This is a genomic window from Corallococcus praedator (assembly GCF_003612125.1).
Lineage (GTDB): Bacteria > Myxococcota > Myxococcia > Myxococcales > Myxococcaceae > Corallococcus > Corallococcus praedator.
This window is the reverse complement of record NZ_RAWI01000009.1, coordinates 16,116-31,249: the sequence shown is the minus strand read 5'-3', so window position 1 is coordinate 31,249 and position 15,134 is coordinate 16,116. Positions and strand designations below refer to the sequence as shown.

Below are 15,134 nucleotides of genomic sequence, written 5' to 3'. Positions count from 1 at the left end.
CGGGGTGGACAGGCGGCTGAAGCCTAGAGCTTCAGCCGCTTGAACACCGGCTCCGGGATGCTGCGGATGATGAGCATGATGAGCGCCCAGAAGCCGGGCACGTAGACCTCGTTCTTGCGCCCGTCCGCGGCCTTCAGCAGGCCGCGCGCCACCTGCTCCGGCGACGCGAAGAGCTTGTTCTTCGGCACGTGCGCCGTCATCGGTGTGTCCACGAAGCCGGGCTTCACCGTCACCACCGCCACGCCGGACTTCGCCAGCCGGTTGCGCAGGCCCTGGAGGAACACGGTCAGCGCGCCCTTGGACGCGCCGTACACGTAGTTGCTCTGCCGGCCACGATCGCCGGCCACCGACGAGATCACCACCAGCGTGCCGGCCTTCTGCGCCTCGAAGCGGTTGGCCAGCTCCGTCAGGAGTGACGCGGCGGAGAGGAAGTTCGTGCGCAGCACCAGCTCCGCCGCCGCCCAGGAGCGCTGGCTCTCCTCCTGGTCGCCCAGCACGCCGTGCGCCAGCACCACGCCGTCCAGGCCGCCCAGGGCCTGCCACGCGCGCTCCACGAGGCTCGCGTGCGCTTCGCAGTCGTTCAGGTCCAGCGCGCGGAACTCCACCTTGGGCGCGCCGCGCGTGGACGCATCCCGGGCCACCGCCTCCAGGTTCGCGGCGTTGCGGCCCACCAGGTACAGCGATGCCCCGCGCGCGGCGAGCAGCCGCACCGTGGCCTGGGCAATGGCGCTCGTGGCGCCGAGGACGATGACTTTCTTCATGGGGATCTTGAGGCCTGTCAGCGAAGGGCGGGCAGTGACGCCGGATTCACCCGGCGCCAGAAGGAGGACGAGAAGGCCGGGTCCACGTACGGCGCGAACCGTTCACGCTGGGGGAAGTACGCCGCGAAGCTCTCCGGGCTCATGCGCGCGTCCTTGGCCGGATACACCGCGCCGCCCGCCTCGCGCGTCACGCGATCCAGCTCCTCCACCAGCCGCCAGGTCTTCTCACCCCGGTTGGCGAAGTCCATGGCCAGCGTGATGCCGGGACGCGGGAAGGACAGCCACCCGGGAGACGGCAGATCACCGAACGTCTTGAGCACGGACAGGAAGCTGGGCAGCCCACCCCGGGCGCTGCGCTCCAGGATTTCCTTCACCGCGTCGCGCGCGGTGGCGTGCGGCACCACGCACTGGAACTGGAGGAAGCCCCGGCGGCCATAGATGCGGTTCCACCCATGCACGGCGTCGAGCGGGTAGAAGAACGGATCGTAGTGGATGAGCTGCTGGGACGGACGCCCGCGCTGGCGGTGGTAGTACAAGAGATTGAACGCGGACACCGACAGCCGGTTGAGACAGAAGGCCGGCAGGTCCATGGGTACCGCGAGCCCGGCGCCGTGCGACAGGTGGCTCTTCGCCAAAGGCAGACGTTCGAACTGCGACGGCGCGAAGTTGCCCCGGTAGAACAGGCCGCGTCCCAGCTTCCGGCCGCGCGCCAGACAGTCCACCCACGACACGGTGAAGTCGTGGTCGGCCTCGGATTCACGCGACACGCGGAAGAAGCCATCCAGGTTCTCGAAGGGAATCGTCTCCTGGACCACGAAGGGGTTGCGGATGGGGACCAGCTGCACCTCCGCCCAGGTGACGAGCCCCGTGAGCCCCAGGCCGCCCACCGTCGCGCCGAACCAGTCCGGGTTCTCCTCGGGAGAACACATCCGGCGGCTGCCATCCGAGCGCAGCAGTTCCAAGCGGCGCACGTGCCGACCGAACGTCCCGGAGCGGTGGTGGTTCTTGCCGTGCACGTCATTGGCGATGGCGCCGCCCACCGTCACGAACTTCGTGCCTGGCGTCACCGGCAGGAACCAGCCCCGGGGCACGCTCAGCCGCAGGAGCGTATCCAGCGACACGCCCGCCTCGCAGCGCACCACGCCCGTGGTGGGGTCGAAGTCGATGAGGCGATCCAACCCGGAGGTGAGCAGCAGCGTGCCCCCGGCGTTCAGACACGAATCCCCGTAGCTGCGGCCCAGGCCGCGCGGCAGGAGCGTGCCCTCTCCCCGCGGCAGCGCGTCCGAGCGCCACACGAGCGAGCGCGTGTGCTGTTCGACGTGGGGGTAGCGCCCCCAGGACTCCGGAGGGCTCATCGCGAGGCTCCCGTCACGTGGCCACCCACAGCACCAGCGCCGCGACGACGCCCACGACGTAGCTGACCCGGTCACGCAGCGCGAAGATGAGCGGATCCTCGTTCACGAGTCCCCGGTGGGCCAGCACCCAGATGCGGCCCACCCAGTACAGCATCACCGGGCAGAGCAGCCACAGCCGCTCGGGATGGCCATACAGCGCCGTGACTTCCTTGCTGGTGATGTAGAGGGCCAGCACCAGCACGGACACCTGCCCCGCCGCCGTGCCCAGGCTCGCGAGCAACTCATAGTCCTGCGCCAGGTAGCCGCGGCCGTGGGCGGACACCTCGTTGGACTGACGCAGCCGCCGCACCTCGCTCAGGCGCTTGAGCAGGGCCAGGGACAGGAAGAGGAAGGTGCTGAACATCAACAGCCAGCTCGACGTGGGCACGCCCACCGCCAGCGCGCCGCCGAAGATGCGCACGGTGTACAGGCCCGCCAGCACCAGCACGTCCAGCATCACCACCTGCTTGAGCCGCAGCGAGTACGCCAGCGTCAGCACCGAGTACACGCCCAGCAGCGCGGCGAACGACAGGGGCAGCGTCCCCAGGGCCACCACCGCGGCGAGCCCCAGCAGCACCGGCGCCAGCACCACGCCCGCCCGCACCGGCAGGTCCCCGGAAGCGAAGGGGCGCCGGGACTTGGTGGGGTGGCGCCGGTCCGATGACAGATCCAGCAGGTCGTTGATCACATACACGCTGGAAGCGCAGAGGCTGAAGGCCACGAAGGCGAGCACCGCGCGAGGCGCCATGCCCCCCTGGGTCGCCTTGTGCGCCGCCAGCAGCGGCACGAACACGAGCGCGTTCTTCGCCCACTGGTGCACCCGCAGCGCCCGGATCCAGACGCGCCAGTGGGTGGGCGGAGCCTCGAAGACGCGGTGCACGGGCGGGCCCAGGCCCTGGGCCTGACGCAGCACCCCGGGCGTGGCGTGCACCACCAGGATGCGCCGGGACTCGCGCCATAGCGGCAGGTCCACGGCGTCATTGCCCACGTAGTCGAACGTGCCCAGGGACTCGCGAAGCCGCGCGAGCTTGCGGGAGCCGGACAGGTTCACGCCCGCTTCGCTGGCGAACACGTCGCTGAACAATCCCAGATGGGCCGCCACCGCGTCGGCGATGCTCCGGTCCGCCGCCGTGGCCAGGACGAGCCGCCGGCCCCGGGCGTGTTCCTCGCGAAGGAAGGCCAGCACGGCCTCGTTGTAGGGCAGCGCCGTGACGTCGAGCCGCGCGCGGCGGGCGACCTCCGCCTTGAAGAAGGCCTTGCCCCGGAGGACCCACAGCGGCGCCAGCAGCAGCAACCACGGTGCGTGCTTGAAGAGCACGAGCAGGTTCTCGTGCAGCGTGTCCGTGCGCGCCAACGTCCCGTCCAGGTCGACCGCGAGCGGGACATCGGGGGCATCATCGGGGATGGGGGCGTTGGGCTGCATGAAGGGGAACGCAGGGTAGCCCAAGGACCCGGGGCGTCCACCGTTCCGTACCCGCGAGGGGGGCCGAAGTCCCTTCCAGGCGACGGGACTCCTGGCCGCCAGTCCGACAGGGGGGCCAGGGGCGGCCCTCCGCGCGGCGCTAGAGCGACTTCAGGAAGGCGAGCAGCGCGGCCCGGTCCTCGGGAGGCAGCCGCACGTAGCGGGCCTGGGAGGGGGCCGCCTCGCCGCCGTGCCAGAGCACGGCCTCCTCCAGGTTGCGGGCCCGGCCGTCATGGAGGAAGCGGGTGTGCTTGTTGACGACCTCCACCAGCCCGATGCCCCACAGTGGAGGGGTGCGCCATTCGCTGCCGGTGGCGAGCCCGTCCGGGCGCCCGTCCGCCAGGTCCTCGCCCATGTCGTGCAGCAGCAGGTCCGTGTAGGGGTAGATGACCTGACGGGACACCTCGTCGAAGCCCTCCACCGCCTCCGTCTCCTGGGGGGTGTCGACGTGGCAGGCCGCGCACCCGACGGCGCGGAACACCGCGTGGCCGCGTTGCACCGGGGGGGCGTCCCAGTCGCGCCGCTTCGGCACGGCCAGAAGGCGCATGTAGAGCATCAACAGGTCCAGGTCGTCCGAGGACACCTCGGGTTCGCCGGGGGTGTCGCGGCCCTGCTCCAGGGGATACAGGGACGTGGTGACACCCATGTCCGCGACGAGCGCATGCGTCACCTGCTGGCGCAGCGTGGGCTGGTTGGCCTTCCACCCGAAGCGGCCCAGGCGGGGGGTGCCGGTCTCCAGGTCCAGCACCCGGTTGGGGCGGCCGGAGACGCCATCGTGGTCCAGGTCCTCGGGGTCGGCCCGGGCGAGCAGCGCCGCTTCAGGGAGGGCCTCCAGCAGGCCCAGGCCGAAGTTGACGGGCGACACGCGGGCGGAGAACCGGGCGCCCTCGCCCAGGGGGCCGTGCACGAGGTCCTGGAACTGGTAGCGGGGCCGCACGAGGGAGTACGTCTCCCCGGAGGCGAACGTGCCGCGCGTCTCCTCGAACTCGACGCGCACGTGGCCCTCGGGGGCGTGGCCGTCCAGGGCGTGGGCGTCCAGCTGGGCGCCGTACAGCGGGTGCGGCCCGGTGCCGTCGGGCGCGCTCAACTGGAACGCCAGGGAGACGGGCACGTCGGAAGGGGTGGCCGGGGGCTGACCGCGGCCGTCCTTCACGTGGCAGGTCATGCAGGAGGAAGCGCTGAACAGCGGGCCGGCGGCGACAGGCTTGCCACCGCGAGGCTCGCTCCAGTCGCGGTCGAAGACGCCCTTGCCGGCGTGGAAGTCCGGCCAGCGCGAGTGCGGCATGTTCATGGGCGAGCGCCCGAAGGCGTTGCGGCCCGGATCCGCCACGGTGGTGGCCCCGCCGGACTGCTCCACGGCGGGAAGGACGATGGCGGGCAGCGGCCCCAAGAGCAGAGGCACCGGGCGGCGGACCACGGTGGCCCATGCGGCGCCAACGAGCAGCGCGCCCGCGGAGATACCAACGATGGACCAGGGCACACGCATCGGCGTCGGGAAGTATTGCACCTCTCACGCCAGCCCCACTGCCCTCGCACCCCACTCGGAGGCGGGCATGGCGCTCCCGGTCGCTGTAGCGCGCGAGGTTACAAAGGGCGCCGGGGTTGTATCAGCCCACGCCACAGCCTCCCCCTCCAGCCAGGACAAAGGCATCACCCACGGGTTTGCACGTTCAACGGCACCGGGCCCGTACAACAGGAGGCCCACACGGAGACTCCAGGTGCGGCCCCACCCCACCCGGGTTGTGCTGTTGCGCGCCGGTTCACGGGGGGCTAGGCACGGGTCCTCGTATGTCGGCGCTCGCGGAACTGCTCGATTCCCTCCGGGAAGAATCCCGCCCGGACACCTGGTCCGCCGGCATGGCGCTCGCTCGCGCGGGCGCGGTGTCGGTGCTCTCCGTCGGCGAAGAAGAGACCGTGGTGCGCGTGCGCGTCCCGGGACGTCCGGCGCCCGTGAAGTCCGTGCTCTACCCGGAGGATGAAATCTGGGAGTGCGACTGTCGCGGCAAGCACGACCCCTGCGAGCACGTGGTCGCGGCCGCGTTCTTCCTCCATCAGGCCGAAGGCCGCCGCGTCCCGGCACCGCGCCGAAGCCCGAGCGCATGGTGTACCGCTTCAAGCGCGTGGACGGAGGACTCCAGTTGGAGCGGCTGGTGGTCCGTCCGGACAACACCGCGCGCCTGTTGGCCCGCAGCCTCACGTCCCTGCTGAACAACCCCGTCGAAGCCGCGCGCATCCAGGTGGAGCCCTGCGATCTGCTCGCGGACAAGCTGCTCGCGCAGCCCACGAAGGGCGCGCTTCCGGCAAGCCGGCTCGACGCCCTGCTGCACGTGCTGGAGAAGGCGCGCACCGTCCTCTTCGACGGCGCGCTGGTGTCCGTCTCCAACGAGCCGCTCCTCCCCCGAGTCACCGTCGAGGACCGCGGCGAGCAGACGGTGCTCAAGGTGGAGAGGGATCCGCGCATCACCGAGCTGGTCAGCCCCGGCGTCGCGCTGAGCGCCGGAATGCTCTGCCGGCTGGGTGAACAGACCCTCACCGGCGCCAGGCTGGAGAACCTCCCCCAGGAGCGCGTCTTCTCCGCGGAGCAGCTGGCGGACCTGACGGGCAAGGTGCTGCCGGACTTCGCGCGGCGCATGCCGGTGGACGTGAAGAGCCGCCGGCTGCCGCCCATCGACCGGACGCTCAAGCCGCGCATCTCGCTGGAGCTCGACAAGCTCGACGCGGGGCTCTCCGTGCTGCCCACGCTGGTGTACGGCTCACCGCCCACGGCGCGCATCGACAACGGACGCATGGTGTACCTGCAGGGCGCCGCGCCCGTCCGCGACGAGCCCACCGAGACAAAGCTCATCCACCAGCTCCGGGACGAGCTGAACATGGCGCCGGGCCGGCGCGTGACGGTGCACGGCAAGGAAGCCGTACAGCTCGCGGACAAGCTGCGGCGCTGGCGAGGCGGTCTCACGGGGGACGCAGCGGGCGTGGTCAGCCCCGACGTGAAGCTGCGCCCCACCCTCACGCTGGACACGACCACCACCGCGGACGGGGTGCCGCGCGTGGGCTTCGCGCTCGACTTCCAGGTGGAGGGCCTGGGGCCCGGCATGACGCGCTCGGTGGATGCCGCGTCGGTGATGCGCGCCTGGGAAGAGGGCCTGGGACTGGTGCCGCTGGAGGGCGGCGGATGGGCGCCGCTGCCCACCGGCTGGCTGAAGGCCCACGGTCAGCGCGTCACGGACCTGCTGGCCGCGCGCGAGACGGACGGGCGCATCGCCAACCACGCCATCCCCCAGCTCACCGGGCTGTGCGACGCGCTGGAGCACCCTGCCCCGCCGGGACTGGAGCGACTGGCGCCGCTGGTGCAGGGCTTCGAGAAGCTCCCCGAGCCCCGCCTCCCGAAGGACCTCACCGCGACGCTGCGCCCCTACCAGTTGCAGGGCGTGAGCTGGCTCACCTTCCTGCGACAGGCGGGACTCGGCGGCGTGCTCGCGGACGACATGGGCCTGGGCAAGACGCTCCAGACCATCTGCACGCTGGGCCCGGGAACCCTCATCGTGGCGCCCACGAGCGTGCTCCCCAACTGGGAGGCGGAGGTGAAGCGCTTCCGTCCGGGGTTGAAGGTGTCCGTCTACCACGGCGTGAACCGCAGCCTGGACGAGACGGCGGACGTGACGCTCACCACGTACGCGCTCCTGCGCCTGGACGCGGCGGTGCTCGGCGTGAAGACGTGGGACACGGTGGTGCTGGACGAGGCCCAGGCCATCAAGAACCCGGACAGCCAGGTCGCGCGCGCGGCCTACGAACTGGACGCGAACTTCCGCGTGGCGCTCAGCGGCACCCCCATCGAGAACCGGCTCGAGGAGCTGTGGAGCCTGATGCACTTCACCAACCGGGGGCTGCTGGGCGGACGCAAGGCGTTCGAGGAGCGCTGGTCCCGGCCGGTGTCGGAGAACCAGAAAGGCGCCGCCGAAAAGCTCCGCGCGCGCATCCGGCCCTTCGTGCTGCGCAGGCTCAAGCGCGACGTCGCGCCCGAGCTGCCGCCGCGCACCGAAGCCGTCCGTCACGTCACCCTCACCGAGCAGGAGCGCGCCGTCTACGACGCGGTCCACGCCGCGACGCGCGAGGAGGTGGTGTCCCAGTTGGAGGAAGGCGGCAGCGTGATGAAGGCGCTGGAGGCCCTGCTCCGGCTGCGCCAGGCCGCCTGCCATCCCGCGCTGGTGCCGGGGCAGCAGGCGAGGACGTCCTCGAAGGTGCAGGCGCTGGTGGAGGCGCTCGGCACGGCGGTGGCGGACGGGCACAAGGCGCTGGTGTTCTCGCAGTGGACGTCGATGTTGGACCTCATTGAGCCCGCGCTGAAGGAAGCCGACATCGGGTTCATCCGCCTGGACGGCGGCACGGCGAACCGGGGTGCGGTGGCCAGCTCCTTCCAGGAAGAGAAGGGAGCGCCCGTCATGCTCATCTCCCTGAAGGCGGGAGCGACGGGGCTCAACCTCACGGCGGCGGACCACGTCTTCCTGGTGGATCCCTGGTGGAACCCTTCCGTGGAAGCCCAGGCGGCGGACCGGGCGCACCGCATCGGGCAGCAGCGCCCGGTGATGGTGTACCGGATGGTGTCCCAGGGCACGGTGGAGGAGAAGATCCTCCTGCTCCAGGACAAGAAGCGGGCCCTCTTCGAAGCCGCGCTCGGAGGCGCCGAGGGTGGCGGCGCGGCGCTCACGCGAGCGGACCTGATGCAGCTGCTGGCCTGAACGCCTGCCGTTGAGCGACCGGCCGTGGGACCTGGCAGGACGGTCCCTGACCTTCACGCAGGGAGTGTGCACCGTCTCCGGGAACCGGACTTTTCCCGGAGAAGGAGTCACAGCATGGCCACGTCCATTCCCGACACGATGAAGGCCGCGGCGCTCGACCGCTTTGGCGGCCCCGAGGTCCTCGGCATCAAGACCGTGCCCGTTCCCACCTGCGGCGACGATGAAGTCCTCATCCGCGTCGAGGTCGCTGGGATTGGCGCGTGGGACTTCATGGAGCGCGAAGGTCAGATGGTGGAGTTGATTGGAGGCGAGCCGAAATTCCCCTACGTGCCCGGCACCGACGGCGCCGGAGAGGTGGTCGCGGCAGGCAAGGCCGTGAAGGACCTCAAGGTCGGAGACCGCGTCTTCGGCTTCGCGCTCGGAAGCCCCAAGGGCGGCTTCTACGCGCAGTTCACCGCCGTGAAGGCCAGCCAGGCCGCGCGGATCCCCAAGGGACTGAAGGTGGAACAGGCGGCGGCGCTCGGGGCGGATGGCATCACCGCGCTCCGGGGCCTGGAGGAGCTTCTCCAAATCCAGCCCGGCCAACGCCTGCTCATCTTCGGAGCCAGCGGCGGCATCGGGCACCTCGCGCTGCAGTTCGCCCGGAGGCAGGGCGTGAAGGTGCTGGCGGTCGCGTCGGGAGAAGACGGGGTGGAGCTGGCCCGGCGGCTCGGCGCGGAAGCGGTCGTGGACGGCCGAAAGGGTGACGTGGCCGCGGCCTGCCGCGAGTTCGCCCCGGACGGGCTCGACGCGGCGCTGGTCCTGGCACCGGGAGACATCGCCGAAGCGGCCCTCCAGCACGTCCGCAAGGGCGGGCGCATCGCCTGGCCGAACGGCGTGGAGCCCGCGCCGAAGGCACCCGAGGGCGTCCAGGCCACCGCCTACGACGGCATCCCCAGCCCGGAGCTGCTGAAGAAGATGAACCAGCTCATCGAAGCGGGCCCCTTCCATCTGGAGATCGGACGCATCTACGCGATGGAGGAGGCCGCCAAGGCCCAGCAGGAGGTGCTCAAACACCACCTGGGCAAGTACGCGCTGCGGATCCACTGACGCGGCGCCCCACGCCCCCGGTGCACGGCGCGCGAGGCCAGCGCCGGGGGCGGATGCCCTTCCCTCGCGAAGTCCGCGAGCCCCCGACACGCCAGAATCAAGCGTGTCACCGCAATCCAGGCGAAACTGGTTCACCTGTTCTCAAACCCGAGGTGAACCATGCTGCATCTGCCCGCCCTGTTCACGGCGCTCGCGCTCGCGGGAGCACCGACGCCCGCTCAAGATGAAGCCGCGATGTGGAAGGCCGCCTTCGCCTTGGACGGCTCGCCCCCGGCGGTGCTGGCGGAAGCGGAGGCCAGCCTGCTGCAGGGAGGCACCACCGCCTACGGCGTCCTGACGAAGATGGCCCGGGTCGGAGGCAGGGACCAGGTGGTGGCCGCCGCGGGCCCGGTTCCCTTCTGTATGGGTGCCCCCCAGTTCCGCTCCATGTCACCGATGCGCTCGAACGGGCCCAGGCTTCCTGGCAAGGCGGCGGAGCTCGCGGGACGTCTGTTGATGAAGGACGAAGCGCTGCGCAGGAAAGCCCAGACATCGGAGGATCCGTTCGACCGGGCCCTGGCGCTGCTCTCCACGGCGAGGCTGCCGGAAGCCCAGGCGCAAGCCCTTGCGGCGATGCGAAAGGAATCGGACCCGGAGCTGCGCCTGTGGGCGAGTGCGATCGCGACCTGCTTCACCCGCTCGGCGGAGAAGCGCGGCGATCCCTCGCTCGATGCGATGCGCATCGAGGAGAAGCACCTGGCGGAACTTGCCGAGGACGTCCGGGAACCCCTGCGGTGCGTGGAGCCCGCCGAGCTGGCGCCGACGCTGGTGGACGAGCTGGAAAAAGGAATGGCCACGGCTGGCGGCTGGTCCTCCTCCAACGAAAGGTTCGAGTTGGAGGCGAAGCGCGCGAACGGCGAGGAGGTCTCGCTGAGTCCGGCGTGCGCCCTGGCGGCCTACGATGCGCTGGTCGCGCGAGGAACGTACCTTGATTCCCTGGTGCTTCCCCTGGCCACGAGTCTGCAGAAGGACTGGGCCCTGAGAAGGGCCGCGGGCGAACGGGCGGGGCGCGACCTGAAACACTATCCGGAGCTCAGGCGCAACCACACGGCGGCGAAGCTGGTGAACGCCGGCCACACCGTGCCGGTGAAGGTGACCTGGAAGGAGGACCGGGGCATCTTGAACCGGGATGAACTGGAGGCCGCGCTGCGGCAGGGCAATCCGGACGCCCGGGCCGCCCTCGACCGGGTGCTGTTCTGCCGCAGCAAGATTGGCGAGAACGAGATGTCATTGCTGGGCTATCAGGGAACGAAGCAGGCGGCGGAGACCGCCTATGGGATTGCGCAGCGTTGCCCTGATTCCGCGGCGGCCGCCACCGCGGCGCTGGTGCGCCTGAAGGACCCGAGGGCGTCGAAGTTCCTGCCCAAGGCGCTGGAGAACTGGGGCTTCGACCAGGAGGCGCTGCGACGCGCGCTCCTGGACGCCTACACGCCGAAGCTGGGACAGCAGCTGCGGGAGCTGGAGGCGAAGGGCAACGACAAGGCCCGTGACATGGTGGCGTTGTTGAAGGACGCCGGGGTGATGAAGCCGTAACACGGGGGCGCGGCCCGGCGGGAGTCCCAGGAAGCCGGCCGGGCGGGCCCTCAATGCGGCCCAGCGTCCTCGGAGTCGGGGGTCAGCATCCGCACCGCCACGGTGCGGCACTCGGCGCAGGCCACCCCGGAGCGCTCCCAGTGCACCTGGGCCTCCAGCTCGCTGGGGTCCTCGGGCCCCGCCTCCAGCCGCTGGACGAGTTCGGCGAGCGCATCCCCACGGCCGCCGTCCACTTCATCCGGAGGGTCGAGCACGTCCTGCTCCCCTTCGAGCACGAGGCTGAAGCGGTAGTACACCTCGTGGGCCGCCAGGACACGCCGGCAGGCCGCACAAGTCCTTGGTCGCGGACCCATCATGGACGAGAGCGTAACCAGGAACTCCCACGCACGCTCCCCACCCTTGAACCGTCCCAGTGATTTCGGGGTGGGGACCGCTTGACAGTGGGCAGTTCGTTCCTATTTTCCGGCACACAAAAGGGAAGCGTTCAAGAGACGCCACTTCGCACCACGAGCGCGAGTTCCCTTTCGCCTGGAAGCCGGTCTTGCGTCGCGAAGACGCGACCGCCTTTCCGGGTCCCTCTCCACAGGAGCAACAATGCGCAAGCACCTCAAGAACCTGCTGGTTGCGGCAATGGCTTTGACGGGGATGGCCGGCTGCGGCGTGGACGCCGCGCTCGACTGCAACGCCATCTGCGACAAGTACGCTTCCTGTTACGACAGCAACTACGACACGTCCGCCTGTGAGAGCCGCTGCCGCGACAACGCGGCGGACGACGAGGACTACAAGCGGAAGGCAGACGTCTGCGATGCCTGCCTCACGGACCGGGCCTGCACGTCCGCGACCTTCTCCTGCGCAACCGACTGCGCCGCCGTCGTTCCCTGATTCACGGCTTGGACAGGCGGCTGTCTTGCCCGGGGAATCAACTCGCCGGAGCGCTCCCGCTGGTTCCAGGGGCCGGGAGCGCCCTCCGTTGACGCCGACCGGACTGCAAGAACCGGATGCAGGACAGAACGGGCAGGAGCACCAGCAAGACAACCCGCTCCGCCGTCAAACGCGCATACCGCGGCAGCTGCGCGGGATTCTCCCGCGCCAGCGCGAGGCACTGGAGCAGGTGGCCGTGACGGATGGGAACCCGGAACCTCGCATTCTCCCATTCGTCATGCTTCCAGGCACGGAAGCCTTCGAGCGCACGGACAACCTCCGCATGCGTCCGACCGTCCACCGTGCGGAGCAGCGCGTCCGCCATCTCCAGGATTCCAGCCAGGCACTTCACCGGGTCCGCGACGAGGGAACCACCCCGGGCCCTGTAGTAATACAGGGCTTCGTTTGAGACGACCATCCTGGCGGAGGCAAGCAGGGCCCTGAGCAGGAAATCGAAATCCTCCCCCGTCTTGAAGGCTGGATTGTAGCGAAGGCCTTTCTCCTCCAGGAATGACTTGCGGAAGATCGGCTTGAGGACGCCGTAATCATCCACCACCATCCTCAGCGCTGATAGCTCGAATGGCTTGTCAATCACTCCCAGGCGGTGTGCGTGCACCTGGAAGAAGGTCGCCTGGGCATCCAGCTCCCCCATTTTGACGAGCTGGATGTCGTCACCGACGATGTCCGCCCCATGAGCCTCCGCGAGCGTGAGCAGGCGCTCCAGCCGGGTCTCCGCCCACCAGTCGTCGGAGTCGAGGATGGCGACCCATTCGCCTCGCGCGTGCCCGATCGCCACGTTCCTGCTCTGGGAAGCGCCGGCGTTCCGCTCGTTCTTGAAGACGCGGATCCGTGGGTCCTGATAACGCTCGGCGACCTCCACGGTCCGGTCCGTCGACCCGTCATCGACGATGATGAGCTCGATGTCCCGCCGGGTCTGCGCCAACACGGAGTCGATGGCGGCGCCGAGATACGCCTCCACGTTGTACGCAGGGATGATGACAGAGACAGATGGCTTCATCGTACGAAGGCTCCTCTTCTTCCGACCCTCCCCTGCATAACACTCTGTTAGTCTGCGGGACCATGGCGAGAATCCTGTTTCTGCCGCTCCCGGAAGCCGGCCACATCCATGCAACCTTTGGCCTCGCGAAGCAGCTTGAAGCCCGGGGGCATGAGATCGGATACATGGCTCCGCCGGACGCAGAGCCGTTCCTGCACTCGCGGCCCTGGCCCTTCACGCCGATGCTCGAGGACGTGTTTCCCAGGGGTTACCAGGCGGAGGTGTTTTCGCGGATTGAAGATCCGAAGCTCCCCCCGCCCGCTCGCAAGCAGACCATCGACGAGTTCCTCCGCCGTCACGAGCTGCGGATCACAGAGGTCCTCTTCGGCGCCTCTTTCGAGTCACGCCTGCGCGACAGCGGCGCGGACCTGCTGCTCGTGGACGCAAGCTATCCCCTGCCGATCCTCGCCGCATCCAAGCTGGGCATCCCTGCCTTCCAGATCTGCACCAACTTCGCCCTGAACCGCGACGCCGCGGTGCCTCCGCTGACCTCGCATCACATCCCGACAGGCAGCATCGCTTCCGGGCTCCAGATTGCCTTCGCCTGGAAGTGGCTGTACCTGCGCACGTTCATGGGCGTCCTGGGGAAGATGCGTGCGCACGTCCGGGCTTTCTACGACCGCCATCCGGAGGCGCCGCCGGGTGACTTCCACACCCACCTGCAGGCCGGCCCCCACCTGCGGATTCCCACCCTGGTGACGTGCGTTCCCGAGTTCGACTTCCGCCGCGCTTCCGGGGGCCTCCACTACCTGGGGCCCTGTGTCGATCGGGACCGCGATGAACCTGCGCTCCCTCCGGAGCTCGCCTCGGGTGAGGCCCCGCTCGTCCTGTGTTCGCTGGGCAGCCATGGCAACCGGGTGCGTGGGCACCAGGCCTTCTTCAAATCCGTCATTGACGCCTTCGCCCGCAGACCCCATTTGCGACTGCTCATGGCCGTGGGGAAGGAGATAGGAACCGAAGCCTTCGGCCCGCTTCCTGAAAATGTCACGGTGGTGGATTGGGTGCCGCAGCTCACCGCGCTGAAGCGCGCGTCGCTGATGATTACCCATGGCGGGCTCAACAGCGTGAAGGAATGCATCAGCATGGGGGTTCCCATGATTGCCTATCCGCTCGTGTTCGATCAGCCGGGCAACGCCGCGCGCATCGTCCACCATGGGATTGGATTGCGTGGCGACATCCGCCAGGCCACGACGGAGCAGGTGGGCGCCCAGATTGACGAAGTGCTAGGCAATCCCATCTACCGCGCCCGCGTCCAGGCCCTGCAACAGGTCTTTGTTGATGCCGATGACTCAGGGCGAGGCGCGGAGACGGTGGAAGCGCTGCTCCCAGCCCACGGACGCGCTGCTGCCCCGCTGCTGCGCGTCCAAACCCATTGATTGAGGTCAAGGCTCTGCGCGTCCACCGATCTCCGGAAAGCGTTCGTAGGCACGCTTGAGTGCATCCAGGTGAGCGGGGTTGTCCAGGTCGAGCGGCGCGTCGGTGAGCTGCACGACCCATCCCCCTGATGCCGTGCGCCGCGCCCGTGAAAGCAGGTCCGTGTCACGGGTCGGGTCCGGGAACCCAATGGCCTGCGCAGCAGCGGCCGACCAGTAGTTCAGCCACCCGAGAAAGTGCGGAATCTCAGGCGTGGACCTGTCCCATGGGAGCTTGAGCGACGGCAGCCCATGGGGCCGAACGTGCAGCTCATCGCCGGGCTGGCGGAACTGTTGCGCCACGATCCCACCATAACCGCTCGGCGTCGCATGCCCCCATACCGCGCGAGCGCCCTCCGCTACACCTGCAAGCACATCGACAGCCCCCGCGATGCCGACTGCGTCTAATGGCAGGTCCGCATGGATTTCAAAATGCGGCGGGCTCCCTGCGGCAAGACCGCTTGGGTTTTCCAATCCGGCAACCGTCACGAGATGATTATCATCATCGTTGCAGAGGAACGGAAACCCTCCGTTTGTCATGTTGGCCGCGACCCACTCGTCGCGTTGAGGCAATGCGATGAGGTCTTCCTTTTCCGACGTCGTCCACCCCAAGCGCAAGCCGGGCAGCGCACGTTCCATCGCATGGACAACCGCGGTCGGTCGGTCGTCATTGTCCTTGAGCGCAGTCGCGTGGGCGATAATGATGAGGGTTCTATGAGCGGACGTCATT

Annotated in this window: 11 protein-coding genes and 1 pseudogene; 5 read left to right on the top strand and 7 right to left on the bottom strand. The window is 69.2% G+C overall.

Annotation, left to right across the window (positions count from 1 at the left end):
* Positions 1 to 23: 23 nt before the first annotated feature.
* The 4 genes from D7Y13_RS02320 to D7Y13_RS02305 form a co-directional block, all read right to left on the bottom strand.
* Entirely contained in the window at positions 24 to 761 is a 738-nt protein-coding gene (locus tag D7Y13_RS02320) for an SDR family oxidoreductase (RefSeq protein WP_120581896.1), read from the bottom strand.
* A 17-nt stretch (positions 762 to 778) separates the two neighbouring features.
* The gene (locus tag D7Y13_RS02315) at positions 779 to 2,116 is read right to left on the bottom strand and encodes an FAD-binding oxidoreductase (protein ID WP_120581895.1); all 1,338 of its coding nucleotides are present in this window, start codon (positions 2,114 to 2,116) and stop codon (positions 779 to 781) included.
* 13 nt (positions 2,117 to 2,129) lie between these two features.
* On the bottom strand, positions 2,130 to 3,578 hold the full coding sequence (locus tag D7Y13_RS02310; protein WP_120581904.1) for a UbiA family prenyltransferase: 1,449 nt from the start codon (positions 3,576 to 3,578) through the stop codon (positions 2,130 to 2,132).
* Between the two features lie 139 nt (positions 3,579 to 3,717).
* Entirely contained in the window at positions 3,718 to 5,124 is a 1,407-nt protein-coding gene (locus D7Y13_RS02305; RefSeq protein ID WP_341870389.1) for a di-heme oxidoreductase family protein, read from the bottom strand.
* Between the two features lie 281 nt (positions 5,125 to 5,405).
* Here D7Y13_RS02305 and D7Y13_RS02300 point away from each other — a divergent pair.
* The 3 genes and pseudogenes from D7Y13_RS02300 to D7Y13_RS02290 all read left to right on the top strand — a co-directional run bounded on the left by D7Y13_RS02300 (position 5,406) and on the right by D7Y13_RS02290 (position 11,014).
* Positions 5,406 to 8,353 (top strand): annotated as a pseudogene (locus D7Y13_RS02300) (DEAD/DEAH box helicase).
* 114 nt (positions 8,354 to 8,467) lie between these two features.
* A complete protein-coding gene (locus D7Y13_RS02295; RefSeq protein WP_199732641.1) occupies positions 8,468 to 9,442 on the top strand; it encodes an NADP-dependent oxidoreductase in 975 nt (324 codons plus the stop codon).
* 159 nt (positions 9,443 to 9,601) lie between these two features.
* Positions 9,602 to 11,014: a hypothetical protein gene (locus D7Y13_RS02290; RefSeq protein WP_147444130.1), complete on the top strand. Its 1,413-nt coding sequence runs from the start codon at positions 9,602 to 9,604 to the stop codon at positions 11,012 to 11,014.
* 50 nt (positions 11,015 to 11,064) lie between these two features.
* Here D7Y13_RS02290 and D7Y13_RS02285 read toward each other — a convergent pair whose 3' ends face one another.
* Positions 11,065 to 11,310: a hypothetical protein gene (locus D7Y13_RS02285; RefSeq protein ID WP_233595222.1), complete on the bottom strand. Its 246-nt coding sequence runs from the start codon at positions 11,308 to 11,310 to the stop codon at positions 11,065 to 11,067.
* A gap of 298 nt (positions 11,311 to 11,608) precedes the next feature.
* Here D7Y13_RS02285 and D7Y13_RS02280 point away from each other — a divergent pair, with 298 nt between their 5' ends.
* On the top strand, positions 11,609 to 11,896 hold the full coding sequence (locus D7Y13_RS02280) for a hypothetical protein (protein WP_120536724.1): 288 nt from the start codon (positions 11,609 to 11,611) through the stop codon (positions 11,894 to 11,896).
* A gap of 37 nt (positions 11,897 to 11,933) precedes the next feature.
* On the opposite strand, the gene D7Y13_RS02275 is transcribed toward D7Y13_RS02280, so the two are convergent.
* Positions 11,934 to 12,953: a glycosyltransferase family 2 protein gene (locus D7Y13_RS02275; RefSeq protein ID WP_120581892.1), complete on the bottom strand. Its 1,020-nt coding sequence runs from the start codon at positions 12,951 to 12,953 to the stop codon at positions 11,934 to 11,936.
* Positions 12,954 to 13,117: 164 nt separating this feature from the next.
* On the opposite strand from D7Y13_RS02275, the gene D7Y13_RS02270 reads away from it, so the two are divergent.
* Positions 13,118 to 14,368 (top strand): glycosyltransferase, encoded by a 1,251-nt coding sequence (locus tag D7Y13_RS02270; protein ID WP_158626144.1) that lies wholly within the window; start codon positions 13,118 to 13,120, stop codon positions 14,366 to 14,368.
* A 6-nt stretch (positions 14,369 to 14,374) separates the two neighbouring features.
* Here D7Y13_RS02270 and D7Y13_RS02265 read toward each other — a convergent pair whose 3' ends face one another.
* On the bottom strand, positions 14,375 to 15,133 hold the full coding sequence (locus tag D7Y13_RS02265; RefSeq protein ID WP_120581890.1) for a DUF5953 family protein: 759 nt from the start codon (positions 15,131 to 15,133) through the stop codon (positions 14,375 to 14,377).
* Position 15,134 lies beyond the last annotated feature (1 nt).